Origin of the sequence: Enterococcus raffinosus (genome assembly GCF_019175485.1) — a bacterium.
Classification (GTDB): Bacteria; Bacillota; Bacilli; order Lactobacillales; family Enterococcaceae; genus Enterococcus_A; species Enterococcus_A raffinosus.
Genome location: NZ_CP072888.1, coordinates 2,254,667 through 2,280,872, shown reverse-complemented (window position 1 = coordinate 2,280,872; position 26,206 = coordinate 2,254,667). Strand labels below are relative to the sequence as shown.

At 40.2% G+C, this 26,206-nt stretch carries 25 protein-coding genes, 1 tRNA gene, 1 pseudogene and 1 other annotated feature; of the genes and pseudogenes, 23 read left to right on the top strand and 4 right to left on the bottom strand.

Annotation, left to right across the window (positions count from 1 at the left end; all coding sequences use genetic code 11):
* The first annotated feature begins 93 nt into the window (after positions 1–93).
* The 4 genes and pseudogenes from J9537_RS11165 (at position 94) to J9537_RS11150 (ending at position 3,114) form a co-directional block, all read left to right on the top strand.
* Positions 94–1,047: pseudogene (locus J9537_RS11165) on the top strand (zinc-binding dehydrogenase).
* A gap of 103 nt (positions 1,048–1,150) precedes the next feature.
* Complete coding sequence (locus J9537_RS11160) at positions 1,151–2,038, top strand: helix-turn-helix transcriptional regulator (RefSeq protein ID WP_060789522.1); 888 nt, start codon at positions 1,151–1,153, stop codon at positions 2,036–2,038.
* 66 nt (positions 2,039–2,104) lie between these two features.
* A complete protein-coding gene (locus J9537_RS11155) occupies positions 2,105–2,734 on the top strand; it encodes a GyrI-like domain-containing protein (protein WP_060789521.1) in 630 nt (209 codons plus the stop codon).
* Between the two features lie 113 nt (positions 2,735–2,847).
* Complete coding sequence (locus tag J9537_RS11150; protein ID WP_060789520.1) at positions 2,848–3,114, top strand: hypothetical protein; 267 nt, start codon at positions 2,848–2,850, stop codon at positions 3,112–3,114.
* A gap of 94 nt (positions 3,115–3,208) precedes the next feature.
* Here the strand turns inward: J9537_RS11150 and J9537_RS11145 are convergent.
* From J9537_RS11145 to J9537_RS11130, 4 genes are all read right to left on the bottom strand, one after another.
* Positions 3,209–3,282 (bottom strand) — tRNA-Arg (locus J9537_RS11145).
* 60 nt (positions 3,283–3,342) lie between these two features.
* Positions 3,343–4,182, bottom strand: coding sequence for an alpha/beta hydrolase (locus J9537_RS11140; RefSeq protein ID WP_060789519.1), 840 nt, complete (start codon positions 4,180–4,182; stop codon positions 3,343–3,345).
* Between the two features lie 99 nt (positions 4,183–4,281).
* The gene (locus tag J9537_RS11135; RefSeq protein ID WP_060789518.1) at positions 4,282–4,950 is read right to left on the bottom strand and encodes an O-methyltransferase; all 669 of its coding nucleotides are present in this window, start codon (positions 4,948–4,950) and stop codon (positions 4,282–4,284) included.
* Entirely contained in the window at positions 4,950–5,597 is a 648-nt protein-coding gene (locus J9537_RS11130; protein ID WP_060789517.1) for a uracil-DNA glycosylase, read from the bottom strand. Before J9537_RS11130 ends, J9537_RS11135 begins: the two co-directional genes overlap by 1 nt.
* Positions 5,598–5,743: 146 nt before the next feature.
* Positions 5,744–5,815: a sequence feature (ribosomal protein L21 leader region), on the top strand.
* A gap of 20 nt (positions 5,816–5,835) precedes the next feature.
* Between J9537_RS11130 and rplU the strand changes: the two genes are divergently transcribed.
* From rplU to J9537_RS11035, 19 genes are all read left to right on the top strand, one after another.
* A complete protein-coding gene (gene rplU / locus J9537_RS11125) occupies positions 5,836–6,144 on the top strand; it encodes a 50S ribosomal protein L21 (RefSeq protein ID WP_010740661.1) in 309 nt (102 codons plus the stop codon).
* A 17-nt stretch (positions 6,145–6,161) separates the two neighbouring features.
* Positions 6,162–6,512: a ribosomal-processing cysteine protease Prp gene (locus J9537_RS11120; protein WP_010745707.1), complete on the top strand. Its 351-nt coding sequence runs from the start codon at positions 6,162–6,164 to the stop codon at positions 6,510–6,512.
* Positions 6,513–6,524: 12 nt separating this feature from the next.
* Positions 6,525–6,818, top strand: a complete 294-nt coding sequence (gene rpmA / locus J9537_RS11115) for a 50S ribosomal protein L27 (RefSeq protein WP_060789516.1) — start codon at positions 6,525–6,527, stop codon at positions 6,816–6,818.
* A gap of 107 nt (positions 6,819–6,925) precedes the next feature.
* On the top strand, positions 6,926–7,192 hold the full coding sequence (locus J9537_RS11110) for a SemiSWEET family transporter (RefSeq protein WP_010745709.1): 267 nt from the start codon (positions 6,926–6,928) through the stop codon (positions 7,190–7,192).
* 241 nt (positions 7,193–7,433) lie between these two features.
* Complete coding sequence (gene trkA / locus J9537_RS11105) at positions 7,434–8,801, top strand: Trk system potassium transporter TrkA (protein ID WP_060789515.1); 1,368 nt, start codon at positions 7,434–7,436, stop codon at positions 8,799–8,801.
* 12 nt (positions 8,802–8,813) lie between these two features.
* Positions 8,814–10,253 (top strand): TrkH family potassium uptake protein, encoded by a 1,440-nt coding sequence (locus tag J9537_RS11100; RefSeq protein WP_060789514.1) that lies wholly within the window; start codon positions 8,814–8,816, stop codon positions 10,251–10,253.
* 385 nt (positions 10,254–10,638) lie between these two features.
* A complete protein-coding gene (locus tag J9537_RS11095) occupies positions 10,639–13,413 on the top strand; it encodes a sigma-54-dependent transcriptional regulator (protein WP_060789423.1) in 2,775 nt (924 codons plus the stop codon).
* 201 nt (positions 13,414–13,614) lie between these two features.
* Entirely contained in the window at positions 13,615–14,115 is a 501-nt protein-coding gene (locus J9537_RS11090; protein ID WP_010745713.1) for a PTS sugar transporter subunit IIB, read from the top strand.
* A gap of 76 nt (positions 14,116–14,191) precedes the next feature.
* Positions 14,192–15,181, top strand: a complete 990-nt coding sequence (locus J9537_RS11085) for a mannose/fructose/sorbose PTS transporter subunit IIA (protein ID WP_010745714.1) — start codon at positions 14,192–14,194, stop codon at positions 15,179–15,181.
* Between the two features lie 33 nt (positions 15,182–15,214).
* The gene (locus tag J9537_RS11080) at positions 15,215–16,018 is read left to right on the top strand and encodes a PTS mannose/fructose/sorbose transporter subunit IIC (protein WP_010745715.1); all 804 of its coding nucleotides are present in this window, start codon (positions 15,215–15,217) and stop codon (positions 16,016–16,018) included.
* Positions 16,019–16,039: 21 nt separating this feature from the next.
* Positions 16,040–16,951 carry a PTS system mannose/fructose/sorbose family transporter subunit IID gene (locus J9537_RS11075; RefSeq protein ID WP_010745716.1) on the top strand — a complete coding sequence of 304 codons (912 nt, stop codon included), beginning with the start codon at positions 16,040–16,042 and terminating at the stop codon, positions 16,949–16,951.
* Positions 16,952–17,060: 109 nt separating this feature from the next.
* Positions 17,061–17,432 carry a DUF956 family protein gene (locus tag J9537_RS11070; protein ID WP_010745717.1) on the top strand — a complete coding sequence of 124 codons (372 nt, stop codon included), beginning with the start codon at positions 17,061–17,063 and terminating at the stop codon, positions 17,430–17,432.
* Between the two features lie 159 nt (positions 17,433–17,591).
* A complete protein-coding gene (locus J9537_RS11065) occupies positions 17,592–19,358 on the top strand; it encodes a PTS mannitol transporter subunit IIBC (protein ID WP_082718865.1) in 1,767 nt (588 codons plus the stop codon).
* Between the two features lie 87 nt (positions 19,359–19,445).
* A complete protein-coding gene (locus J9537_RS11060) occupies positions 19,446–21,497 on the top strand; it encodes a BglG family transcription antiterminator (protein ID WP_060789403.1) in 2,052 nt (683 codons plus the stop codon).
* A 28-nt stretch (positions 21,498–21,525) separates the two neighbouring features.
* On the top strand, positions 21,526–21,963 hold the full coding sequence (locus tag J9537_RS11055) for a PTS mannitol transporter subunit IIA (RefSeq protein WP_060789404.1): 438 nt from the start codon (positions 21,526–21,528) through the stop codon (positions 21,961–21,963).
* 1 nt (position 21,964) lies between these two features.
* Positions 21,965–23,104: a mannitol-1-phosphate 5-dehydrogenase gene (locus J9537_RS11050; RefSeq protein ID WP_060789405.1), complete on the top strand. Its 1,140-nt coding sequence runs from the start codon at positions 21,965–21,967 to the stop codon at positions 23,102–23,104.
* Between the two features lie 460 nt (positions 23,105–23,564).
* Positions 23,565–24,833 (top strand): M20/M25/M40 family metallo-hydrolase, encoded by a 1,269-nt coding sequence (locus J9537_RS11045; RefSeq protein WP_060789406.1) that lies wholly within the window; start codon positions 23,565–23,567, stop codon positions 24,831–24,833.
* Complete coding sequence (locus J9537_RS11040; RefSeq protein ID WP_028020710.1) at positions 24,830–25,636, top strand: DUF3100 domain-containing protein; 807 nt, start codon at positions 24,830–24,832, stop codon at positions 25,634–25,636. The genes J9537_RS11045 and J9537_RS11040 overlap by 4 nt, the downstream gene beginning before the upstream one ends.
* Complete coding sequence (locus J9537_RS11035; protein ID WP_010745724.1) at positions 25,617–26,105, top strand: hypothetical protein; 489 nt, start codon at positions 25,617–25,619, stop codon at positions 26,103–26,105. Before J9537_RS11040 ends, J9537_RS11035 begins: the two co-directional genes overlap by 20 nt.
* The last annotated feature ends 101 nt before the right edge of the window (positions 26,106–26,206 follow it).

The window sequence follows — 26,206 nt, the reverse complement described above, 5'->3', positions numbered from 1 at the left end:
TCTATCAGAGCGTCGAACGAAATGCAATCTGATTTTTTGCTGAAAAAGGGTAGCCATAGTATATTTGAGGAAATAAATTAAGGAGTATTTGCCATGAAAGCATTGTATTTTGAAACCTTTGGCGGCAGTGAAGTTTTGCAATATGGCGAGCTTCCATGTCCTGTCATTAATGAGCATGAAGTATTAGTAGAAGTAGAGTATATCGGTTTAAATTTTGCAGATATTTATCGACGACGAGGGGAATACCATATTGAAAAGCACACGCCCTACATTAACGGCTATGAAGGTGCGGGAGTTATTGTTGAAGTCGGTGCCAAGGTAACGAAACAAAAAATTGGTGAGACGGTACTATTTGTAGATGTCCCTTTGGCAAATGCTGAATATGTGGCGGTTCCAAGTGAACAAGCGATTCCTTTACCTGAAGGAATCGACAGTAAGCTGGCCGCAAGTATCGGTCTTCAGGGGATGACCGCAGATTTCTTAGCCCACGACCTTGGAAAAAATGTATCGGGAGAAAAAGTTTTTATCACAGGGATCAGTGGCGGTGTCGGACAAATTCTTTCTCAAATGCTGGTGGCTGATGGCATTGAGGTGTATGGTTCTGCTTCCTCAGCAGAAAAACAAGCATTGGCCTTATCCCACGGAGTGAAGCAGGTTTATCCAAGTCGTGAACACTAGTGGGTTGAAACGATCGAAGGGCAATTTGCGACAGCGTATGACGGTGTTGGATCAACCATTCAGCAAAGTCTAGACTTGATCCAACATCGTGGCAAGGTTGTATTTTTCGGTATGGCAGGCGGCGATCCTATTAAAATCGATCCCGTCGATTTAATGTCAGAATCAAAAAGCATTTTAACTGGAGACTTGTGGGATTATCTAACAAGCTATGAAGAGCGCAAGGTTCGTAGTGAACGTCTCTTCAACTATTTCTCCAAAGGACAAATTTCAATCAGCGAGCCAACTGTTTTTCCTTTGTCAGAAGGAAAACAAGCCCATGAATTTTTAGAAACAGGAAAAAGTATCGGGAAAGTCTTGTTGCAACCGTAATAGAGGAGTAAGCGCTGCTTAGAAAATTGAGCAGTGCTTTTTTATGAAACCTGACATCAGGCTGCAGGTTTTCGATGCTATACTAAAGATGGAGGTGAGGAGCATGGCAGAGTATCGACTCTTTCAGATGGTGTACTATTTAATGGATAAAGGACAAACCACCGCGCCTGAGTTAGCAAAGAAGTTTGAAGTTTCGATTCGAACGATTTATCGAGATATAGATATTTTAAGCGCTGCAGGCATTCCTGTTTACACAACACAGGGAAAAGGCGGCGGCATTTTTCTTCCTGAAAAGTTTGTTTTGAATCGTTCGCTGATTTCAGAGGAGGAACAAAGGCATATTTTAACAGCGTTGCAGGGATTTAACGGAATGAATGAAGAGAGAAATCAAGAGCTGCTAAAAAAATTAGGCGCCGTCTTTCAAAAGCAGACGACGAATTGGATCGAGATTGATTTTTCCGATTGGCATCCGCAGCAGGAAGAATTGTTTCAAGCATTGGAGCAAGCCATTTTTCATAGGACACGTATTTGTTTTCAGTACTTCGGTCGAGAGAAATCCAGTTCAGATCGTAAAGTAGAACCCTTGAAACTCATTTTTAAAGCAAGAGAGTGGTATTTATTTGCCTATTGCTGTGAAAAACAGGAGGATCGACTCTTTAAACTTAAACGAATCAAAAAGCTGAAGCGGACAACTGAATCGTTTGACCGCGTCACACCAGAAAAAGTCCTTCAGCCTGAAAAAATCTATACAGCAGAAAGACTCACCATTCAATTAGCCTTTGATCCAGAGCTGGCGTATCGTGTCTATGAAAATTTTGAAGAGGTAGAAGAAGGGGAAGGTGGGCGGTTGCTCGTTTCTGCCGAATATCCCGTTAACGATAGTCTATATAGCTTCTTGCTATCATTTGGTAGTCTGGTGGAGGTTTTATCCCCATCCACAGTTCGCGAGCAATTAATCAAAAAAATCGATCAATTAAAAAGTATTTATTAAACCTGACACGAGGTTGCAGGTTTCACTCGCTATAATGAGGATAAAGTTGAAAGTGAGGGTGAACAAATGAAATATGAATGGAAAAAACAAGAAAAATATTTATACGGTGCAAAAAAGAAAGCGGAAATCGTAACTGTTCCACCACAGAAGTTTTTGACGATCAAAGGTGAAGGAAACCCCAACCATCAAGATTTTTCAAATCGAGTAGGTGTGCTGTATCCCGTTGCGTGGGGCATCAAGATGGGATATAAGAAATTCTATCAAGTACATCCTGAACAGCAAGAGCAGTTTGAATACTCTGAGTTTGCCATTTTTCCGTTAGAAGGTCTATGGAGTACTAAAAATACACAGGACCTAACGGATAAAGAAAGCTTTGAATACAAAATCATGCTGCGTCAACCCGATTGGATTACGGAAGAAATGTTTGAGACCTCCTTAGCAGCAGTGCAAAAGAAAGACCCAAATGATATGCTGCAGGAGCTTTCTTTTGAAACGATTGAAGATGGGAGATGTGTTCAAATCCTGCACCTAGGTTCTTTTGATGATGAACCAGCTTCTTTTCAAAAGATGGATCAATTTGTAACAGAAAATGGCTTAACCCGTAAAAGTTATCACCATCGAGAGATTTACCTAAACGATGCTAGAAAAACAGCGCCAGAAAAGCGGCGAACCATTTTACGTTATCAGATTGTTTAATGGAAGAGAGCGTTTTCGGCTACGAGGGTTTTACTTTTTATTCGTCATTTTCAAGCACAACTTTCGTCTTCTTTCAGGCTTTCTAGTATAGTGGTTCTGAGGGAGGTGGAAACATGGAAAATCTTATCTTGATTGGACACATTATTTTTGGTATCGCTTCATTTGTAGGCTCTTTATTATTGACGATCGGTTTTAGAAATTCTTTCGCCAAATTGACAGGGATCCAAAAATCAGGCATTGTTTTGACCGTTGCCAGTTTGTTCGGAACGATTGCTTTTGCGATGTTGACGAAAGGCAATGTGATGGGAGCCGTTCTATTCATCGTGTTAGGTTTAGCAATGTGTGCACTATTAGTAGTACCAAAAGCTGTGAAGGAATAACTTAGACATCCTCGCTCGGAGAAGCTTCTCTGAGCGTTTTTTGTATACAACAAAGTAAAAGCCCCTAGAAACCAGCGTTTCTAGGGGCTGAAGACATCACAGGAGGGATTCGAACCCCCGACCGTCCGCTTAGAAGGCGGATGCTCTATCCAGCTGAGCTACTGTGACAGTAGTTTTGCAACAATAGCTATTATAGAAAAACTACCTTTGCTTGTCAATGCTAATTCGTTATTTTACTGATTCAAAAAGATAATCTTTGATTAACTTCAATGTTTTTGGATTTTCAATCAGGGATCCATGATCCGCCTGTTCGTTCACGATGATCTCTTTGTATTTTTCACTATCCCCATAGATCATGCGTCCAGCAAGCACACTTGTTAATGGAACAGTCATATCGGAGTTTTGATTATCGACATTCCCTGCGATGTTATAGACCGTGATATTCTTAGGTATATTCTTCTTATTTTTCAAATAGTATTTTAATAGATCACTCTCAGCTTTTGGCTTTTTGAAGGTCGTACTATTTTCATTGTAGTCCCAAGAGGTATCGTTATACGGAGTACCCAAGGTAATTAAATGATAGAGAGAGGGGTCATTGCTTTTTTGTTCATTTTCTAAATACCCAGTTAGGATCAATCCGCCATTTGAATAGCCTAAGTAATCGTACGTGTTGAAGGTGTAATATTTTTCCGCATACTCTAGCGCTTTTTGAAACCAGCGTGATTGTTTTGGCAGAGAGGGATCTGAGCCATCTTCAAAGGCGACAGCAATGATTGGCCGTTTCGTGTCTTTGGTAAAATGACCAGAGGAAGTGATGGAATCGTCTTTGTTCACGGTGATTTTTATTTCATCCACATTTTTTTCTGTTTGCTTTAATGAATCAACTAAACTATCGAAACGATCCACATCGCCATTCGTACCTGGTACCATGATGACAGGTGCTGGAATCGGTAGAGGATTCGTTGGATTTTTTGATGCATGGACATGGTCTTTTGTTTCAAATAAGATGATTCCGAGGATACACACCAAGATGACTGATATGATGCCTCCTACTTTTTTGTTCTTCACAGGAAACTCCTCCATTTCAGTTCCTTAGTCTACGCCAATTTTTTTCAGGTACAAGTAAAAAGGCGGAAATTCAAAAAAGTTTCAAATTTCCGCCATTAATTATTTATTTTTTGAAATCAATGCGACACCATCGCCTAAAGGCAATAGAGTAGAGGTAAGCTCGGGAGATTTTGTGACTTCCTCTAAGAACTCATTCAGGTGCCGATGAATCGAACGGTTTTTTCGAGGGATTTCTTCGATCGGCTGCAATACCGTTCCTGCTTGGAAAATATCATCTACCATCAACACGCCATCCTCTGATAATAGCCGCAAGCATTCAGGTAAGAAGGTAATGTATTTTGATTTTGCACTATCCATGAAGATGAAGTCATAAGTCCCCTCAAGCGTGCTAAGTAAATCCGCTGCATCTCCTTCTAACAAGGTTACCTGATCTTCTAATCCTAGTTTAGTAAAATTGGCTTTGGCCTTTTCGATCATGACTGGAAAACGATCGATTGTAGTAATCTTAGCATCTTTTCCAAGAGTTTCCGCCATTAAGCTGGCTGAAAAACCAATCGCCGTACCAATCTCCAAAACATTTTTCGGCTGTTTTTGCTTCAATAGAAATTGAAGGAAGACCACCGTTTCATGAGGGATCACCGGCACGCCATTTTCATGGGCCAGCTCCTCCAATTCTCCTAATGCTCCCGTTAATTGTTTTTGTTCCGTGCGTAAGTAGTGTAGGATGTCTTCATTAATAATTGGGCGGTACATCATTTCATTGCGCATTATATTTCCTCTTTCTCTAGTAATTTTCCTAATGTTAGCCAATCGTCCTTGATTTTTTCACTGAGTGAGCGATTATAAAAAATCGCTGCTGGATGAAAAAGAGGGACGACGGTGTATTCTTCTTTTGAGGGTTGATACTGATTTAGTTCATTGTTAAGCTCTAAGACCGGACCATGATAGATTTTGCCATGGCTTTCACTGATCTGCCACTTGGGTCCAAGCAGTCGCTGCAAACCGATATTCCCTAAAGTCGCAATGATTGTTGGTTGAACAGACACCAATTCGTAATCTAAAATCGGTGCGTGAGCCAATATCTCTTTTTTATTGGGTGTACGATTAGGATACACGGTTTCACTTTCTTTGGTTCGTTTATTTATGCGTTCGATTATTTTATAGGGACGGCTTCTGACAGCACTAGTAATATAAGTATTTTCTCGAGTGAGTCCGATCGAAGCCATCGCCTGAATCAGTTCTTTTCCGGCTGCACCTGAGAAGGGGATATGATTGACGACTTCCTTTCGTCCAGGTGCTTCTCCCACCAGCATCAGCTTTGGGTGCGTCGGACCTTGACCTGCAATAAAGCCTTCGAGCTGAAAATCCTTCGAACGTTCAGCTACTAACGCCACCAATTCTTTTGGATACTCCATTCTTGCCACCTCGCTTTACTTAGATGGAACCTTCTGCTTTGGCTGTCATCTTTATAATAGTAGAAAAAAGCAGGACGCACGTCAATAATTAATCATTGACTTGACCTATCTTTTTTAGTAAACTATGAATGTTGTAATTGTGGAACCCACAGCTACAACCGCACAGAACAAGTTAGTAAGTACTTCGGTCACTTGGGATGGCGAGTCTAAGTATATTATATAAGGAGGTGCCACAAGCATGTACGCAATCATCAAAACTGGCGGTAAACAAATCAAAGTTGAAGAAGGTCAAGCAGTCTACATTGAAAAATTAGACGTTGAAGCTGGCGAAAAAGTTGTCTTCGACCAAGTTGTTTTAGTAGGCGGCGAATCTACAAAAGTAGGAGCTCCTATCGTTGAAGGTGCAACTGTTGAAGGAACTGTTGAAAAACACGGCAAACAAAAGAAAGTCGTTACTTTCAAATACAAACCTAAAAAACATTCACACCGTAAACAAGGTCATCGTCAACCTTACACTAAAGTTGTCATTGACTCAATCAAAGCATAAAAAAGAAGGTGCCTAAGTTGATCAAAGGTACATTCACTCGAAATCAAGCAGGTCAAATCAGCGAATTTACTTTAACTGGTCATGCAGAAGCTGGTCCATACGGTAGCGATATCGTTTGTTCGGCGGTTTCCGCATTAGCTATCAGTACAGTAAACAGCTTGGATGCACTAGCAGGTGTCATTCCGAACATCGAGACCAACGATGATGAAGGTGGTTATCTTCATGTGGCGTTGAATCTGGATGATTCCATGACTCAAGAGCAGATGAATATCTCGCAAATTTTGCTAGAGCATTTGTTACTAGGCTTGCAATCAATCGAAACTGAGTATTTGGATTTCATTGAAGTCCAAACAGAATCTAAATCATAGGAGGTGCAGCTCATGTTATTGAATATGAACTTACAATTATTCGCCCACAAAAAAGGTGGCGGTTCTACATCTAACGGACGTGACTCAGAATCAAAACGTTTAGGCGCTAAACGTGCTGATGGTCAAATTGTTACTGGTGGATCAATTCTTTACCGTCAACGCGGTACTAAGATTTTCCCTGGTGTAAACGTAGGTATCGGTGGCGATGACACATTGTTTGCTAAAGTTGACGGCGTGGTACGTTTCGAACGTAAAGGTCGCGACAAAAAACAAGTGTCTGTATACCCAGTCGCTCAAGAAGCTTAAGAAACTTGAAGTCTTAATCCTGTTAAACAGGGTTAGGGCTTTTTTTTCGCTTCTTTTCATGACTTACGGTACTATTTTAGTATGGAAAGAAGTTAGAGGTGTTTTTTATGAGTAAGAAGGATCATACAATATTAGTTTTTGGGCGAATTGCTTCAGTGTTATCTGTGCTGATGTATGTTTCGTATATTCCCCAAATCATGAACAATTTAGCTGGAAACAAAGGAAATCCGATTCAGCCGATGGTGGCAATGGTCAACTGTATTTTTTGGGTCATTTATGCATCTATGCAAAAGAAAAAGGATTATCCGATTATTATTGCAAATGTGCCCGGCGTTTTTCTGGGAGCTATCACTTTTATTACAGCAATTATGTAGAAACAGACTAACACCTGAGACTAAAATGCGGTCTCAGGTGTTTTATTGTGTGCTTTTTGAAGGTGAAAAGCTACCTTTAAAAAGCTTTTTTTCTAGTAGAGAAGCAATCAAAGAATTATTATTCGAATGTTTATTAATTTTACTTAAATTAGGGATATTCTTTTTCTGAATGTCCGTTGTTTTCTGTTATGGAAACGACTAGAATGGTAGTTATAATACCATTTTTTAGCTGGAGGATAGAATGAAAATTATTATTTTAGGTGCTGGGAAGGTCGGCAAGGCGCTGACACAGCATTTATCCGATGAGGACTACGATTATGATGTGGTCGTCATCGATTTGCACGCAGAAAAAGTTGAAGCGATTGTGAATCAATATGATGCGCTGGGCATTGTTGGAAATGGCGCTACCTTCGATATTTTGATGGAGGCAGGCGTAAATGAAGCGGATATCATTATCGCTGTAACTGAATCGGATGAGTTGAATATCTTGGCTTGTCTGATGGCGAAAAAGATGGGGGCGCAAAATTCTATCGCTCGTGTACGGAATCCGGAGTATCTAAAACAACGCTCCTTTATGCGAGATCAGCTAGGGTTGACGATGATTATTAATCCTGAACTGGAGGCGGCAAACGAGATTCGACGGATCTTATTATTTCCTTCTGCCTTTAAGGTGGATACTTTTGTAAGTGGAAAAATTGAATTAGCTGAGTTCCGACTTAAGGAAAATGCACGCTTGATTGATGTGCCATTGAATCGTTTGTATAAGGTCTCTAAGACCAATGTTTTGATTTGCGCTGTTAGACGTAAAGAAGAGTTGATCATTCCAGATGGAAATTTCGTTCCTAAAACGGGAGATCGCATTCATGTGATGGGGCAGCACCGTGATCTGGTTCGCTTTTGCCACGATATTAATTTATTTGAGCAAAAGACAAAACGAATCATTATCGTAGGCGGTGGACGAATTGCCTTTTATTTGGCGCGCCAATTAGCAGAGCATGGAATTCATGTGAAGATCATTGAGAACAATCCTAAACGCTGTCTGGAGCTTTCGCAGAAACTACCGGAAGCGACTATTATTGAGTCGGACGGCAGCGAAGAAGAAGTGCTGCTGGAAGAAGGCATTGAATCTATTGATGCTTTAATCGCCTTAACTGGTTTGGATGAAGAAAATATCGTGATTTCTTTGTATGGAAAACAGATGAAGGCAAAGAAAACAGTCGCGAAGGTGACAAGAACCAATTTCCTCAATGTGTTGAATCAACTGGATATTGATAGTGTGATCTCACCTAAGAATATTATTGCAGGACATATTCTGCGTTTCGTGCGAGCGAAGAATAATAAGGACGATGACAGCAGTGTTAGGACCCTGCATCGTTTAGTGAATGACGATATTGAAGCTTTAGAGTTTGTGGTTACACCGCATACTAGCTTCTTGAATAAGAAGGTTTCTGAAGTGAAATTGAAGAATAATGTGTTGATCGCTGCAATTTCTCGAGAACGAGGGTTTGTGATTCCTAAGGGAGATACTGAAATCCGATTGAAGGACCATCTCGTCATTATTACGACAGATCGCAGAATTTGCTGCTTGAATGATCTGGTGAGGAGTTAACAGGAGAAAACGATGAATAAAAAAATGATTCTTTTTACAATTGGTAAATTACTTCAGGTGGAAGGAATTCTTCTTCTGTTACCAGTACTTGTCTCATTGATCTATCAAGACAAAGCTACGCTTTCCTATCTTAGTGTCTCTGTTTTCGTTCTGTTAATCGGTACGTTACTAAGTCGCAAAAAGCCTAAGCATCGCAACATCTATGCGAAGGATGGCTTTTTCATTGTAGGAATCAGCTGGGTGATTCTTTCTTTTTTTGGTTCGCTACCTTTTCTGTTAACAGGAGAAATCCCCTCGTTTACCGATGCATTTTTTGAAACTGTCTCAGGGTTTACAACCACGGGTTCTTCTATTTTGTCCTCGTTAGACGGGTTGAGTCGAGCCAGTTTGTTTTGGCGAAGCTTTACCCACTGGATCGGGGGAATGGGGATTCTTGTTTTTACAGTGGCCTTTATTCCGATCGCTTCGGGAAGAACGATGCATATACTAAAAGCGGAAATGCCTGGACCGGTAGTAGGTAAATTAGTATCAAAGGTTCATGTTACGGCTCGAATTCTGTATGTTATTTACGCGGTATTGACGCTTGTTCAGGTGATCTTGTTGCTCCTTGGTGGAATGCCGCTATTTGATAGTCTCTTAAATGCATTTGCTACGGCTGGGACTGGCGGCTTCTCGATGGATGATGCCGGGATTGCTTTGTATAGCAGTCCTTATATCGAGGGAGTTATTACGGTCTTTATGATCCTATTTGGGATCAATTTCAATTTGATTTATTTCTTTTTGATTGGAAAAATTGCACCGGTATTGAAGAGTGAAGAATTACGTGGGTATTTGGCTATTATCGCAGGATCGACACTTTTGATCACGATAAATATTGCCTCACAATATCCTTCGATGCTGTCGGCGTTTCGATACGCAGTGTTTCAGGTCGCTTCAATTATTACGACTACGGGCTTTACCACGACTAATTATGATATATGGCCAATGTTTTCTCAGATCATTTTGCTATTGCTGATGTTCATTGGTGCCTGTGCCGGATCAACCGGTGGTGGGATAAAGGTTTCACGGATCCAAATTCTTGTTAAGAATGCGTTGCAGGAACTTAAAAAGATTATCCATTCAAGAAGTGTCGTAACCTTGGAATATGGCGGTGAAGCAATCGCGCCTAAAACGATCGGGAATATCCATGCCTACTTGGTACTGTATCTACTAGTTTTTGTCGCGGCGTTCTTACTTCTTTCGTTGGAAAATATGGATTTTCAAACAACCTTTTCTGCGGTCGCGACTTGTATAAACAATGTGGGGCCTGGGTTTAAAGCGATTGGTCCGACTGGAAATTTCGGTTTCCTATCGGATTTGTCAAAATGGACCTTATCATTTGCTATGTTGGCAGGAAGATTAGAGATTTTTCCGATTTTACTTTTGTTTTCGAAATCGTTTTGGAAAAGTTAACAATAGAAAAATGTGTAAAGTCTTGTCTCTATGTGAGATTAGGCTTTTTTTAATAGGAATAATGAAAAAATTTGTCGGAGGATAAAAAATACAGTTTTTTTTGCGAATTGGTGTTATACTCATGTTTCTTTTTCCTTCTGGAAAAAAATAAAAGAAATTCCTTTATATAATAGAAGAAAAATTTTTTCCAGTAAGGTCAGGAAAGAAAGAATTCCTAAGAAATTATAAAAATCATTAAGAAAAGCTAGCCTAAAACCGGAGAAATTCCCAAAAACTTTCATTTTTAAAAAATATAGTGTATTATTTTACAGCGAAATGTTTGACATTTTAAGAAAAACTATAGATGATTGATTATAGGGAATACACTAATAAAGTAGGTGACTATATGGAACGACGAATTGACCGCATTTATCGCTTTGTTTCAGAAAATGCAAATGTAACGACGAAGGATGTTGCAGATTCATTGGATATTCAACGAACAAATGCCAGTAAGGATTTGAATCTTCTTGTGAAGGAAGGCCAATTAAGTAAAAGTGAAGGAAGGCCCGTCCGCTATTTTGTTTCGACCCAATCAATGGAAACGTCGTTTGACACCGAAGCGCCTAAAGTAAAAAACACTGTGGTAGAACCACCGGAAAAAAAGATTTTGAATCAGAATAAGGGAAATGTATTCACTCAGATCATTGGTTCAACGGGAAGTATGCGCAATGCCGTTGAGCAGGCCAAAGCCGCGATCTTGTACCCACCTCGCGGATTGAACTGTTTAATTACCGGCCCAACTGGCTCTGGTAAGACGTTTTTCGCTCACGCGATGTTTCAATTTGCGCAAACTGAAGGTGTGGTTGAAGAGGATCGCGAACTTATTGTGTTTAACTGTGCGGACTATGCCAATAACCCGGAATTATTAATGAGTCATCTGTTTGGTTATGAAAAAGGTGCCTTTACTGGTGCGGATACTGAAAAAGAAGGATTGATCCAGCAGGCTGATGGCGGAATGCTGTTTTTAGATGAGATTCACCGCTTGCCACCGGAAGGGCAAGAAATGATCTTCTATTTTATGGATCATGGAACCTACAGCCGTCTAGGTGAAACTGGAAAAAATCGTTTTGCCAATGTCCGAATCGTGGGTGCAACTACGGAAGATCCCCATTCGGCTTTATTAGATACATTTGTGCGCCGAATCCCGATCAATATTCAAATGCCGGCCTTTAGCAGTCGTCCTGCTGCGGAGCAATTGGATTTGGTCCGTGTAATGGTGGCAATGGAAGCCAATCGGATCCAACGAAAAATCACTTTGACGGAAGATGTTGTTAAAGCTTTACTTGGAAGCGTTTCTTATGGGAACGTCGGACAATTGAAATCTAACGTGCAACTGATCTGTGCTCGTGGTTTTATGAATCACATGATGCAAGAAGAGATTCACATCACACTGAATGATCTGACCGAAGGAATAAAAGCTGGGTTAGTTCAGCTTTCTGCGGATCGAATGAAGACAACAGATGTATCGCCTTATCTTGAACCAGAGATGATAGTCACTCCGAATGAGATTGATGAATTGATCAAAACCGATACCTACGAACTGCCTTATAATTTATACGATATTATTGGGGATAAAGCGGCATTACTAAAGACAGAGGGACTAGATCAGGAAACCATCAATCATTTTATTTCAACCGACATTAATGTTCATTTGAAATCATTTTATAAAGATCATGGCTTTACCTTTGATACAGAAACTCGTTTAACCGAATTTGTCGATAAGCATGTTATAGATGTAAGTAATAAAATCGCGGTTCTAGTAAGCGAACGCCTAGAAACGCATTTTCAACAAAACTTTATCTATGCGATGAGTCTTCACATTTCTTCTTTCTTGAAAAAAATTCATGTAGGAGAAACTCGGGAGACCAACGCTAACATACGGGAAATGGCGAAGGACTATCCAACAGAATTTGCTGTCGCTCAGGAGATTCGTCAATTGGTCGAACAAGAATTTCAAGTAGTCATTCCAGACAGTGAAGACTATTATTTAACAGTGCTACTGGTTTCCTTAAGGGAAGATCAGTCCGCTGGTAAAATCGGTGTAGTCGTAGCTGCTCATGGAAATAGTACGGCGACTTCTATGGCTCAAGTTGTTCGCGAGCTACTAGATGTCTCCAACATTATCTCTGTGGATATGCCGCTAGATATGCATCCGCGAGTTGCCTATGAAAAAATGCGGGAAGCAGTTACGCAGATTGATGAAGGCAGTGGCGTATTGATCATGGTTGACATGGGCTCTCTCGCTACTTTTAATGAAGAAATTCGAAAAGATACAGGAATTGAAGTATGTACCTTAGATATGGTGACGACGCCGTTATTAATTGAAGCTGCACGGAAATCCAGTGTATTAGGTTCAGGAGTAGATGAATTGTATGAGTCACTACAAGGGTTCCGCGGGTATGGACACGTTACACAGGAAAAAGAGGAATCACATGAGAAACAAGCGATCTTAGCTATTTGTGCTTCTGGAGAGGGAACGGCTCAACGATTAAAAGAAATCATCGAACGTCCGTTGAAGCAACGCAACTTAAAACACATTGAAGTGCTAACTTTGTCCGTTGCAGATATTAAATCGAAGGTTCCTGCTTTTAAGGAAGAATTCAAAATACTAGCAACGACGGGAATTATGGACCCTAAAGTTGGAGCACCATATATTCCAATGGAAAAATTCATCAATCAAAAGGCGGATCAAATTCTTGATGAATTGTTACTAGAGAATGATTTGTCGGAACAGGAAGAAGTCATTTTAGATGAAACCAAGGCAAGAGAATTGTGTACCAAATTTATGGAAGAAAGCTACACGTTTATCAATCCTTATAAATTGATTGACCCATTGTGGCGATTAGCCCAAACAGTCATTGATAGTAGCGGAGATTCATCGGATTACGCCTTAATGGTGAACTTTGTGATGCATATGGCGGGAACAATCGAACGAGGAATCTTGCAGCAGCCGTTGAAAGTAGATGACGAGTCTAAGCGAATGTATCAAAATGTAACGGATAACGTCGTGATGAATCGCGGGTTAAATGAATTGGAGAGTCAGCTCCGTATTACAATCCCGACTTCTGAACGCTATTATATTTATCAATTGCTTAAGAACAATGAAGAAATTAGAGTATAAATAATACACAAAAAGGGATACAGTATACTGTATCCCTTTTTGTGTATCGTTATAAAAAGAGATAACTAAAGAATTTCTTGCTAGTGTATTTTGGCACGGTACTTGCTTTATTATAAGTGAGTGCCTGTGTGTTAGTGTACTCAAGAAAATGTAGCACAAGTCTTTTAGCATCTGAGCCTTGTAGTAGCAGGAGGTGGTGGGATGGTAATGGATATTCGACTCACTCGTATCGATGATCGTTTGATTCACGGTCAGGTAGCGACAGTTTGGTCTAAAGCGACAGGGATCGAACGCATCTTAGTAGTTAGCGATGAAGTTGCGAACGATGAGTTGCGTAAGTTCCTCCTGAAGCAAGCCGCACCGCCGGGAATCAAGTCCAATGTCGTCACAAAAAGGAAACTGATTGAAGTGTATCAAGATCAATTGTTTGATGGAATGAAAATCATGCTATTGTTTGCTTCCCCGCAAGATGTGGTAGAGGTCGTTGAGGCAGGTGTTGATTTGAAAACGGTCAATATTGGTGGTATGCGATTTTGCGAAGGCAAAAAAATGATCACGAATTTTATTTCTGTGGATGGTAACGACGTAAATTCATTTATTCAGTTGACAGAAGCAGGTATTGAATTAGAAATTCGACAAGTACCGACAGACCGGAAGACAGATCTGATGCAATTGATCAAAAAAGAGAAGATGCTGCAGTAAATTAATTTTGGTTACAGGTTTTTTAAGAACTTATTTATATTTTTGAGCTGTAACAATAATAGTAGGAGGTATGAAGATGGTAGGAATTATCATTGCCAGTCATGGTGAATTCGCTAATGGTATCTTGCAATCCGGAGCGATGATCTTTGGAGAACAAGAAAATGTCAAAGCAGTAACTTTGATGCCAAGTGAAGGACCCGATGATGTTAAGGCAAAAATGAAAGAAGCAATTGCCTCTTTCGAAAACCAAGACCAAGTTTTATTCTTAGTCGATCTTTGGGGTGGAACTCCTTTCAACCAAGCCAACAGCTTGTTTGAAGAACACAAAGACACATGGGCAATTGTTGCCGGTATGAACTTACCAATGGTTATTGAAGCTTATGCTTCACGTTTCTCAATGGAAACTGCGCATGAAATCGCTGCTCACATTTCTGGGACAGCTAAAGAAGGCGTTAGAATTCGCCCAGAGGAATTAGAACCAGCAGAAGCTGCACCAGTTGCGGAAGCAAGCAATCAACCAACAGGTGCGATTCCAGAAGGAACTGTACTTGGAGATGGACATATCAAGTTCGTATTAGCTCGTGTAGATTCTCGTCTACTACACGGACAGGTTGCTACAGCATGGACTAAAACAACAGGTCCTAGTCGGATCATCGTTGTTTCAGATGCCGTTGCAAAAGATGATCTACGTAAGAGATTGATCGAGCAAGCAGCGCCTCCAGGTGTTAAGGCAAATGTTATTCCTGTTGATAAAATGATCGAAATTTCAAAAGATCCTCGTTTCGGAAATACGAAAGCGTTGTTACTTTTTGAAAACCCTCAAGATGTTCTACGTGCAGTTGAAGGTGGCGTTGATATTAAAGAAGTTAACGTTGGTTCAATGGCTCACTCAGTTGGGAAAGTCGTAGTAAGTAAAGTATTGTCAATGGGTCAAGATGATGTTGATACTTTCGAGAAATTGAAAGCGAAAGGAATCAAATTTGATGTACGTAAAGTACCAAATGATTCTAAAGACAACATGGATGAAATCCTTAACAAAGCAAAAAATGAATTGAAAAACGCTTAAGCAACAAAATTAACTTAAATAGGAGGGCTTATAATGTCTGGTATTTCAATGGTATTAGTAGTAATCGTTGCCTTTCTAGCTGGTATGGAAGGGATCTTGGATGAATTCCAATTCCACCAACCGCTAGTAGCATGTACATTAATTGGTTTAGTAACCGGTAATTTAGAAGCAGGAATCGTTTTAGGTGGTTCGCTTCAAATGATCGCCTTAGGTTGGGCAAACATCGGGGCTGCCGTAGCACCGGATGCTGCATTAGCATCTGTTGCATCTGCAATTATTTTAGTTTTAGGTGGTCAAGGAGTTAAAGGTGTTTCTTCAGCTATCGCGATTGCTGTTCCTCTAGCTGTTGCTGGATTGTTCTTAACAATGATCGTTCGTACTTTGGCTGTGCCAATCGTTCACTTTATGGATGCTGCGGCTGAAAAAGGCGAAATGCGTAAAGTTGAAATGTGGCATATCATTGCGGTATGTATGCAAGGTGTTCGTATTGCGATCCCTTCTGCAGCATTACTAGTAATTCCTGCTGACACTGTACGTGGATTCTTAGAATCTATGCCTGCATGGTTAACTGATGGTATGGCTATCGGTGGTGGTATGGTTGTTGCCGTTGGTTACGCAATGGTTATCAACATGATGGCTACAAAAGAAGTATGGCCTTTCTTCGCAATTGGTTTTGCCATTGCAGCTCTATCAGAATTGACATTGATCGCACTTGGTGTTATCGCTGTTGCATTCGCTTTGATTTACTTGAACCTACAAGAAAGCTCAGGTGGTTCATCTAATGGTGGCGGAGGCAATACTGGAGACCCACTAGGCGACATTTTGAATGATTATTAAACTTGAAGGAGGAGAAATAAAATGGCAGAAAAAATCGAATTAAGTAAAAAAGATCGTTTAGCCGTTGCATGGCGTTCTACCTTCATTCAAGGATCATGGAACTACGAACGTATGCAAAATGGTGGTTGGTGTTTCGCAATGTTACCAGCTATCAAAAAATTATACAAAACTAAAGAAGACCGTACAGCAGCAATGCAACGTCACTTGGAATTCTTTAATACTCACCCATATATCGCATCACCAATCATCGGGGTTACATTAGCACTTGAAGAAGAACGAGCAAATGGTGCGCCAGTTGATGACGTAGCGATTCAAGGGGTTAAGGTTGGTATGATGGGACCTTTAGCCGGTGTTGGTGACCCAGTATTCTGGTTTACTGTACGTCCGATGTTAGGTGCCTTAGGAGCTTCTCTAGCTCTAGCTGGAAATATCTTAGGACCAATCATCTTCTTCCTTGCTTGGAATATTATTCGTTGGGCATTTATGTGGTATACACAAGAATTCGGCTACCGTGCTGGTTCTAAAATCACTGACGACCTTTCAGGTGGATTATTACAAAAAGTTACTAAAGGTGCATCTATTTTAGGGATGTTCGTTTTAGGAGCACTGGTACAGCGTTGGGTAAATGTGAAGTTCACTCCGGTTGTATCTACTGTTAAGTTAGATAAAGGTGCTTACATTGAGTGGGACAAATTGCCTGCTGGTGCTCAAGGAATTAAAGAAGCTTTATCTCAACAAGCTTCAGGTCTTGCACTAGATAGTTCAAAAGTAACTACTTTACAAGATAACTTAGATTCATTGATTCCTGGTCTTGCTGCATTACTATTGACATTACTTTGCATGTGGTTATTGAAGAAAAAAGTTTCTCCAATCGTTATCATTCTTGGTTTGTTCGTAGTAGGTGTTGGCTTACACGTATTAGGTATTATGTAAGAAAGTCAATCATTGAAATGCTCGGGCTTGCCCGAGCATTTTTTGCTTAATAAGAGTAAAATACGTATAATGATTTAATAGATACATATATGGAAATGGAGTAGGTCTAATGGTTCAATCAATCAATACGAAGATCGATTTGACAATCGATGCTACCTCGTACTTAGGTGTGGCTGATTATGGAAAAATTATGATTGGTGACAAAGGATTTGAATTTTTCAACAATCGTGATGCCAGAAAATTTGTTCAAATCCCTTGGGAAGAGGTAGACTACGTTATTGCTTCTGTCGTTTTTAAAGGGAAATGGATTCCTCGTTACGCAATCCAAACGAAAAAGAATGGGACATATTCTTTTGCTTCAAAAGAACCAAAAAAGGTTTTACGAGCAATTCGTGAATATGTGGATCCTGACCACATGGTTCGATCACTTGGCTTTTTTGATGTCATTAAACGTGGTGTTCGAAATAAACTTCATAAATAAGTAAAAGTCGTTTATCTCTGTGATAGACGGCTTTTTAATTTTGTCACAAACTTCTGTGCCAAAGCTCTATCTAGATTTGATTGAAAGCGGATACCTCAGAGGATATGATAAATATGTAAACGAAATCATTTTATCTTATTTCTTAAGGAGGAAAAGAAAATGGAAATGCAAGCTACTGGACAAAAGGGTGGACTTAAAGCAAAAGTCCAGCGTCTCGGAAGTCACTTGTCGGGAATGGTCATGCCCAATATTGGCGGCTTTATTGCCTGGGGTGTTATCACTGCCTTATTTATTCCAGATGGATATATTCCAAATGAGCAGCTAGCGTCACTAGTTGATCCAATGCTGAAATTCTTATTGCCATTATTAATCGCTTATACAGGCGGCAGCATGGTACATGGACAACGTGGTGCGGTAGTAGGGGCGATCGCAGCGATGGGGGTTATCGTAGGATCAGATGTGCCAATGTTTATCGGTGCAATGATGATGGGCCCTCTAGGCGGCTGGTGCATCAAGAAATTTGATGACGCTTTCCAAGAAAAGATCAAAGCTGGATTTGAAATGTTAGTGAATAACTTTTCTTCTGGTTTGATTGGATTTGCTTTAGCAATTATTGGGTATTATGCGATTGGGCCAGTCGTTGGCTCGTTAACCAATTTGATGGCAGCCGGTGTTGAATCAATTATTAATATGCATTTGTTACCACTAGCAAACATCTTTATTGAACCAGCGAAGATTTTATTCCTGAACAATGCAATCAACCATGGTATTTTAACGCCACTTGGGATCGAGCAGGCAGCAGAAGCTGGAAAATCTGTTCTATTCTTATTAGAAGCTAACCCTGGACCAGGTTTAGGGATCTTATTAGCCTTTACATTATTTGGTAAAGGTGCAGCGAAATCTTCTGCTCCAGGAGCAATCATTATTCAGTTCTTAGGTGGGATTCACGAAATCTACTTCCCATATGTCATGATGAAACCCCTTTTATTCCTAGCTGTTATGGCTGGTGGGGTTGCCGGAACCTTTACTTTCCAATTGTTAGGTGCAGGGCTGCGTGCTGCTGCTTCTCCAGGATCAATCATTGCTGTAATGGCTATGACACCGCCAGATGCGATTTTTGCTAACCTAGCTGGGATCGTTGTAGGGTGTGCTGTTTCATTCTTAGTCGCTATGATTATTATCAAGTCGGATCACAACGAAGAAGATGATTTGGCAGCAACTCAAGCAGCAGTTGCAGATGCAAAAGCACAATCAAAAGGTCAAACCGCAGTGAAAGCTGACAACCAAGAAATGTTTGGTAACATCAACAAGATCATCTTTGCTTGTGATGCGGGGATGGGCTCAAGCGCGATGGGGGCTTCGGTATTGCGCGATAAAGTGAAGAAAGCGGGTTTGGGATTGCCAGTTTCAAACTCAGCAATTAATAACTTAACAGACGATCCAAATGCTTTGATTGTCACTCAAGAAGAATTGCATGAACGGGCTTCACAAAAGGCACCAAGTGCAACCTTTGTTCAAGTGGAAAACTTCATGAACTCTCCGCGTTACGATGAAATCGTTGAACGCCTGTCTACTGAACCAACTGCAGGTGACAATGAAAAAAAGCCGCTGACAGATGATGTGGTAGAAGGATTAGCAGACTACTCGAAAGTCGATCACATTATCTTTGGTTATGATCAAGTGAAGGGCTCAGCAAATATGGGAGCGACGATCCTGAAAAAATTATTGAAGGACAATCAATTAGCGTATCCGGTAACAGTTGAACCGATAAGCTCACTAAAAGATGAAACAAACGCTTTCATCATTACTAATAATGATGAAACAATCAAAGCTGAGCAACAAGCGCCAAGCGCTACTCATGTACCGTTGTCAGATTTGGTCGCTTCGGAAAAATACGATAAAGTCATTCAAAACTTAAGGAAATAAGTAGTCTTTTATCTAGAATCGTATTACTCTTAAAGCAGTGGGGATTCTCACTGCTTTTACCCTTTTGAAATTATTGGAGGAGATATTGTGTATTTTTCGATTCGCGAAAAAAAGATACTTTCCCTTTTATTAGATTATCCTAACGGCATTACACCGGAGGAATTGCAAGACATTTTACAGGTCAGCAAGCGAACGGTTTACCGTGAGATCTCAAGCATTGAGAAAACCATCAAATCACAGGACATTCAGATCATCAAGCCACGAGGCGAAGGCTATCGTATCGTTGGGGAGACAGTAAATCTGGAGCGCTTGCAACAGCAATTGGAAGAGAAACAGGCGGAACTGTTTACCGATAATGTGCAACGTCAGAGTGCGATTGTTTGTTCGTTGCTATTGATGGAGGAAGAAACCACGATTGAAGGGCTGGCGATTGATTTTAAAGTAAGTCCGGCCACGATTACTTCTGATTTAGCAGCAATCGAAACGAGTTTGACCGATTATCGGTTAGAGCTGCAACGGTTAAAGGGGCGAGGAATTCGGATCGTTGGGCGGGAAAAACAGCGTCGCCAGTTATTGAGCAATTTGATTTATAACGGTGTTAGCGAGTTTGATTTTTTCCACTTCATTGATTCTTTAGATGAAGAAAAAAAGACGACGGACAATTTTTTCTTGAATTTACTAAGTCAGTCGAGCTTGCTACTATCACGAACCATCTTCGAGCAGGTCTCTCAACAAGCTTTTGAACAGGTGACGGACAATCAATTGCAGCGGGTCTTGATTTTGTTAGCACTCTCTATTGATCGAATGGGTCAAGATCGATTTGTCGAAGTCGAGCAGGAGAATAAAGCCAAACCAGAAAGCATGCAGATTGCGAGTCAGATCATGATTAAAGTCGCCACAACGATCAAAAAATCGATTCCGCCCCAGGAGGTTCGCTTCTTTGCTTTCCAACTGGAGGGTGTGAATTATAAGAAGCCGCAAAATATTTTTATCGATAGTTTTGACGTCGAGCTTTCCTACAAGATTAAAGAATTGATTCGTTTAGTTTCTGAAGCAACTGAGATTGATTTTCGCAAGGATGAGCAGCTTTTTAATGATCTATCTGCTCATATGTCTGCGGCTTTGAAGCGGAATCTAACGGTTATTCAAGGAGCGAATAACCCGTTACTACAGAAAATTCGCGACAAGTACCAAGCGTTGACGACAGCGATCATCAAAGAATTGGCGGTTGTTTTTCCGGATCATCAATTTACTGCGGATGAGCTGGGGTATGTGGTGATTCATTTTGCGACATCTTTGGAACGGCATCCAAACGGGCGGGCTTTATCCGCATTAGTCCTATGTTCTAGCGGTATTGGTACGGCACGTATTTTAGAGAGTCGCATCCATAAGTATCTGAATGAAATTGAGAAAGTACAGGTTGCAAAGATTTCTGAAATGAATCAATTAGACTATAAAAGTTATGATTTGATTCTGGCAACGGTATTTTTACCGGGCTTTAATTTGCCCTACAAGGTGATTTCACCTCTTTTATTAGATGATGAGATTAAAGAAATCAAGGAATATATTCAAACACTGCATCCTGACAAGGTCAGTGAAATAATTGATGAACCGGAACAAGAGCCAAGTGAAGCCTTTGATGAGATTTATGAAACGATGCGAATCGCCAATAATCTGTTGCAGAATTTTGATGTGAAGCCAATCCATGCACAGGAAACGATTGAACTTACGTTGGAGGAAATCATCCAGCAGCTGCAAGGCACGATCGTTTCAGATGCTCAGATAGTTACGGATAAAGTAATTAAGCGCTATTTAGTGGCACCAATTGGTGTTCCAAATACGAACTTTGCGTTGTTCCATTGTGCGGATGCTCATGTCAAGGAACCGTTGTTTACAATCTATGACTTGGATCAGAAATTCTTGATTCAAGGAATGGACAAAAAGAGTATTGAACTAACACGGGTCTTGCTGTTATTAGCACCTGATCCAATGCCGGAAAGCCACCAAAGCTTATTAGGAAAAATCAGCAGCTCAGTGATCGAAAGTGATCTGAATACTGAAATCTACAAATTTGGCAACAAAGAGATTATTTATCAATTGTTAAGCTCTTTGTTTGTTAAAGAGATTCGGGAAAACTAACGATACTAAAAATCGGAGGGAATTGAAAATGGAATTACAGCCAGAAATGATTTTATTAGATCAAGAATATGCAAACAGGGAAGAGGCAATTCGCGCCAGCGGGCAGCTTCTGGTCGATGCAGGTTGTGTAGAAGAAGGCTATGTGGATGCGATGATTGAAAGAAATGAATTGGTTTCTGTCTATATGGGAAACTTTATCGCGATTCCTCATGGAACCGATGAAGCGAAGCGCTTCGTTAAAAAGAGCGGTATTTCAGTCATTCAGGTTCCCACAGGTGTACATTTTGGAAAAGATGATACGGAAGATGTAGCGATGGTCCTGTTTGGCATCGCTGGGATTGAAAATGAACATTTGGATATCTTACAGAAGATCGCGATTTTCTGTTCAGATGTAGAAAATGTCGTGAAATTAGCAGATGCAAAAACAAAAGAAGAAGTTATCAGCTATCTTCAGGAGGTAGAATAGGATGCAAGCAACACATTTTGGCGCAGGAAATATTGGTCGTGGATTTATTGGAGAAATATTGGCAAAAAATGGGTTTTCCATTGATTTTGTTGATATTAATGAAACAATCATCAATGCTTTGAATGAAAGAAATGAATATACGATCCAATTAGCGGATGAAAGTCAAAAAGAAATCCACGTTTCAAATGTGGATGGGCTAAACAATCAAACGAACCCAGAAGCCGTGATTGATTCAGTAAGTAAAGCGGACATTGTGACAACGGCGATTGGCCCTAATATCTTACCTTTTATTGCGGAATTAATCGCAAAAGGAATTCAAAAACGACGCAGCGAAGGAAATAAGGCTCCATTAGATGTGGTGGCATGCGAAAATATGATTGGCGGCAGTCAATTCTTATTGGAAAAAGTCCAAGCTTTTTTATCTGATGAAGACAAGGAATATGTAGAAACATACATCGGTTTTCCTAATGCAGCAGTTGATCGCATTGTGCCGATCCAACATCATGAAGATCCTTTGTTTGTATCTGTTGAACCATTTAGCGAATGGGTGATTGATGCTACACAAAGTAAAAACAAAGAGTTGCGTCTTGAAGGTGTGGAATATGTAGAAGATTTAGAACCGTATATTGAACGGAAATTGTTTTCTGTTAATACAGGCCACGCGACAGTTGCTTATACAGGTGCCTATGAGGGCTACAAAACGATTGATGAAGCGATTGCGGATCAACGGGTACTAGACAAGCTCCGTGCGGTTCTTGGAGAAACGGGGAGTCTATTGATTGATAAGTGGCAATTCGATCAAGAAAAGCACTCAGCTTATATAGATAAAATCGTTAGTCGTTTTGAAAACAAGTATATTTCTGATAGCATTAGTCGTGTCGCACGGACACCTATTCGCAAGTTAGGCTTTGATGAACGCTTTATTCGTCCAATTCGCGAATTAAAGGAACGGGGGTTGGCTTACACCAATTTGGTGGATGTTGTAGTGATGATCCTAAATTATGATGATCCCAACGATGAACAAAGTGTTGAACTGCAAGGCTATCTAAAAGAGAAATCTGTTGCGGAAGTGATCCAGCAAGTGACAGATTTGCAGGATGATGAGTTGATTGCGGAAATCGCCGCAAAATATCAAAAATAAAAATCTATTTCCCAGCACAAAATAAAAATTTGTGTTGGGATTTTTTTGTGAAAAAATAATAGAGTTAGAAAATAGTCTTTACTTAGTGACGAAATTTTATTTCAAAAATTATAATAAACGTTTCGGCTTTTATTAATTATGAACAAACATAGAGAAAAAAGTGAAAGACTATTCTTTGTCATGTATCCTTAAATTAAAAAGAGAAAACATTATTTAGAAACATTTTTTGTGTTATGTGCGAAAATAGTTCGTGTTTTAAACAAAAACCGCTTGATTCTTTCTTGTTAAAACGATATTATAGAAAAAGTCGGGAAATTCAATTTCACATATAAAATGAGGAATACAGAATTTTGCACGATTTTTTTCGGGTAAATTAAGAAAAATAGAGGATTTGAATGCTTTTAAATATGAAATTTCTTTTCATCTATCGATTCTTTTTTTCAAAATAAGGGGGAGTTAAATGACGACGTTTGCTGATTATTATCAAGAGTTGAAGGGGTTCACTGACGATTTATTTTTACATCCAGAATTAGGCTACAAGGAATATCGCACCTCGGAGAAGGTCATTAATGAATTGAAACGGATCAATCCACAGATTGAATTTTCTAAATTTTCTGAAACTGGAATCAAAACTTTTTTATCTACAGATAAGAAGAAGACGATGGCCTTCATCGCAGAGCTGGATGCTGTTTATGCGCCGACACATTTTCAAGCGGATCCAGAAACGGGAGCTGCTCATAACTGTGGGCACTTTACCCAAGTCGCGATTGCTTTATCCTTGTATGATCATTATGTAAAGACCCAGAACTATAAAGAACTTGATTTTAATTTGTGCTTTATTTTTGTTCCTGCGGAGGAATATTTAGATCTTGATTATCGAAAAGAACTACGCGCGGCTGGAAAAATTCAATTTTTAGGTGGGAAACCAGAAGCGATGTCCTTAGGGATCTTTGATGATGTGGACTTTGGTGTTTGTGTTCATGCGATTGGGGAAGTATTCGAACGTCCTACTATTGAAGTCAATTGTGATCTGGCGGGCTTCTTGTATAAGAGATATCATTTTTCGGGCAAGGCAGTTCATGCGGGTTTTGATCCGTTTTCAGGAATCAATGCGTATAGCATGTCGACCTTGTTCAATACCGCAATTGGATTGAGTCGTCAGCAATTTAAAGATACAGAATCCATCCGTGTTAATCCAATCGTAATGGGCAGTGACATGTCCACAAATGTGATTCCAAATCATATTACGGTTGGAACGGATTTACGCTGCAAAACATTGGAATATCTGCCAGAGGTTGCTCGCAAATTAGATCGCGCGGCTCAAGGAAGTGCTTATGCGCTAGAAGGAGAAGTAACCATCGAAACAGAGATGGGCTATCTGCCGTTTGTCCAGGATCGATATCTGAATAGTTTTGTGGAGCGAGCATTTGCGAAGTTTGATAAGATTCCAGATATCATTGATGACCGTGGAGGAATCGCAGCAGCGGGTGATATTGGTGATTTGGCATTTATGATGCCTTGTATCCAAATCAGCTACGGAGGATTTGAAGGAACGATTCATGGAGATGATTTCAAAATGATTGATCCAGCATTTGTGCTAGAAACGTTTCCTGAATTTTTAGCAGAAGTTTTATCAGAAATGTCCGGTCATTTGGACGAGTCGAAATTATATCGCCGTTCATTTAAGGAATATAAAGAATTGATTGATTCAATTGGAGGGAATGTATGAAAAAGCAGTTGGTTTGGTTAATTGGTTTTGTGGTTGTTGTTGTAACGGTTGCGGAAATGATTGGGATGCAATTCATCTCGTTAGGAAGTACTACGATCACCGTGTTGCCATTAGTATTTTCTGTTTTACTAGCGATGTTGTTTGGCTTACCAATGATACGTAAAGGTCTTATCGCAAAGATTTATTCAAAGAGCAATATTCAATTTTCTGCAAAGTATTTATTATACATCATGCTGCCGCTAATGGCTCGCTATGGCGCCGATGTGGCACCAAGGTTGAAAGAAATTTTAACAGTGGGCTGGGTTTTTCTATTTCAGGAGTTGGGGAATGTCGGAACGGTACTTATTGGGTTACCCGTCGCATTGATGCTAGGATTACGCCGTGAAGCAATCGGAGCGACTTTAGGTTTAGGACGTGAAGGTGAATTGGCGTATATTTCAGAAAAATATACATTGGATTCGGCAGAAGGTCGCGGGGTACTGTCCCTCTATCTAATCGGGACTTTATTCGGATCGATCTTCTTCAGTATCTTTGCGCCGATTATGGCTGGATTAGGCTTTGATTACCGCGCGTTGGCGATGAGCTCAGGAGTAGGTTCTGCAAGTATGATGACCGCAGCCTCTTCTTCACTGATCGCATTAATGCCTGAAAATGAAACGACCATTGCTGCTTATGCAGCGGCAAGTCAATTGCTGACCAGCTTCCTGGGCACATACACGATGGTCTTCATTGCGGTGCCATTGCAACGTTTCATGTATAACCTAATGACAGGAGGAGCACGCCGTGGAAAAGAAACAGTCTAACGAGTATATCAAAATTTCACTGGTCTTATTATTGAGTATTTCACTGATCTTATTTACCCAAGGGATCAAATTAATAAAAAATCCAGAGTCTACACCGATAACCTTCAATACCATTCAAGGGTTAGTAGTCTTATGGGCATTTTCAATGATTGGCGTCTTCATCTCAACGTTAGTAAAGAAAACCAATATTAAGGTTTTAGCTGATTTTCCAATCTTGGGCTGGGTATCTCTAACGTCATTGTTTTTCTGCTTGTTGTCTGATTTCTTTGTCCAAGCAATTGCTGGGGTTGATTTCTTGTCCATTACGACACCGATTTTAGCTTTCGCTGGATTATCAGTGGCAGATAGTTTGATGGATCTGCGAAAGACCTCTTGGAAAGTTGCGATTGTCGCTGTCTTTGTTTTTATCGGGACTTACTTAGGAAGTGCTGTGATCGCCCAAATTGGGTTGTTCTTATCAGGAAAATAGCTGAGTTAGCTGAAGGAGTGCGTGAAGCTTCTTCAGCTTTTTTTGATGGGACATCGTAAGAAAAACTTCATATTTTGGTCTAGACTTTGTTGTTGCAAATT

What these genes read in the sequence shown, in the direction of transcription:
- J9537_RS11160 (WP_060789522.1), top strand. Translation starts at nt 1,151, where the DNA reads ATGGCAGAGTATCGACTCTTTCAGATGGTGTACTATTTAATGGATAAA.
- J9537_RS11155 (WP_060789521.1), top strand. Translation starts at nt 2,105, where the DNA reads ATGAAATATGAATGGAAAAAACAAGAAAAATATTTATACGGTGCAAAA.
- J9537_RS11150 (WP_060789520.1), top strand. Translation starts at nt 2,848, where the DNA reads ATGGAAAATCTTATCTTGATTGGACACATTATTTTTGGTATCGCTTCA.
- J9537_RS11135 (WP_060789518.1), bottom strand. Translation starts at nt 4,950, where the DNA reads ATGCGCAATGAAATGATGTACCGCCCAATTATTAATGAAGACATCCTA.
- J9537_RS11130 (WP_060789517.1), bottom strand. Translation starts at nt 5,597, where the DNA reads ATGGAGTATCCAAAAGAATTGGTGGCGTTAGTAGCTGAACGTTCGAAG.
- rplU (WP_010740661.1), top strand. Translation starts at nt 5,836, where the DNA reads ATGTACGCAATCATCAAAACTGGCGGTAAACAAATCAAAGTTGAAGAA.
- rpmA (WP_060789516.1), top strand. Translation starts at nt 6,525, where the DNA reads ATGTTATTGAATATGAACTTACAATTATTCGCCCACAAAAAAGGTGGC.
- J9537_RS11110 (WP_010745709.1), top strand. Translation starts at nt 6,926, where the DNA reads ATGAGTAAGAAGGATCATACAATATTAGTTTTTGGGCGAATTGCTTCA.
- trkA (WP_060789515.1), top strand. Translation starts at nt 7,434, where the DNA reads ATGAAAATTATTATTTTAGGTGCTGGGAAGGTCGGCAAGGCGCTGACA.
- J9537_RS11100 (WP_060789514.1), top strand. Translation starts at nt 8,814, where the DNA reads ATGAATAAAAAAATGATTCTTTTTACAATTGGTAAATTACTTCAGGTG.
- J9537_RS11095 (WP_060789423.1), top strand. Translation starts at nt 10,639, where the DNA reads ATGGAACGACGAATTGACCGCATTTATCGCTTTGTTTCAGAAAATGCA.
- J9537_RS11090 (WP_010745713.1), top strand. Translation starts at nt 13,615, where the DNA reads ATGGTAATGGATATTCGACTCACTCGTATCGATGATCGTTTGATTCAC.
- J9537_RS11085 (WP_010745714.1), top strand. Translation starts at nt 14,192, where the DNA reads ATGGTAGGAATTATCATTGCCAGTCATGGTGAATTCGCTAATGGTATC.
- J9537_RS11080 (WP_010745715.1), top strand. Translation starts at nt 15,215, where the DNA reads ATGTCTGGTATTTCAATGGTATTAGTAGTAATCGTTGCCTTTCTAGCT.
- J9537_RS11075 (WP_010745716.1), top strand. Translation starts at nt 16,040, where the DNA reads ATGGCAGAAAAAATCGAATTAAGTAAAAAAGATCGTTTAGCCGTTGCA.
- J9537_RS11070 (WP_010745717.1), top strand. Translation starts at nt 17,061, where the DNA reads ATGGTTCAATCAATCAATACGAAGATCGATTTGACAATCGATGCTACC.
- J9537_RS11065 (WP_082718865.1), top strand. Translation starts at nt 17,592, where the DNA reads ATGGAAATGCAAGCTACTGGACAAAAGGGTGGACTTAAAGCAAAAGTC.
- J9537_RS11055 (WP_060789404.1), top strand. Translation starts at nt 21,526, where the DNA reads ATGGAATTACAGCCAGAAATGATTTTATTAGATCAAGAATATGCAAAC.
- J9537_RS11050 (WP_060789405.1), top strand. Translation starts at nt 21,965, where the DNA reads ATGCAAGCAACACATTTTGGCGCAGGAAATATTGGTCGTGGATTTATT.
- J9537_RS11045 (WP_060789406.1), top strand. Translation starts at nt 23,565, where the DNA reads ATGACGACGTTTGCTGATTATTATCAAGAGTTGAAGGGGTTCACTGAC.
- J9537_RS11040 (WP_028020710.1), top strand. Translation starts at nt 24,830, where the DNA reads ATGAAAAAGCAGTTGGTTTGGTTAATTGGTTTTGTGGTTGTTGTTGTA.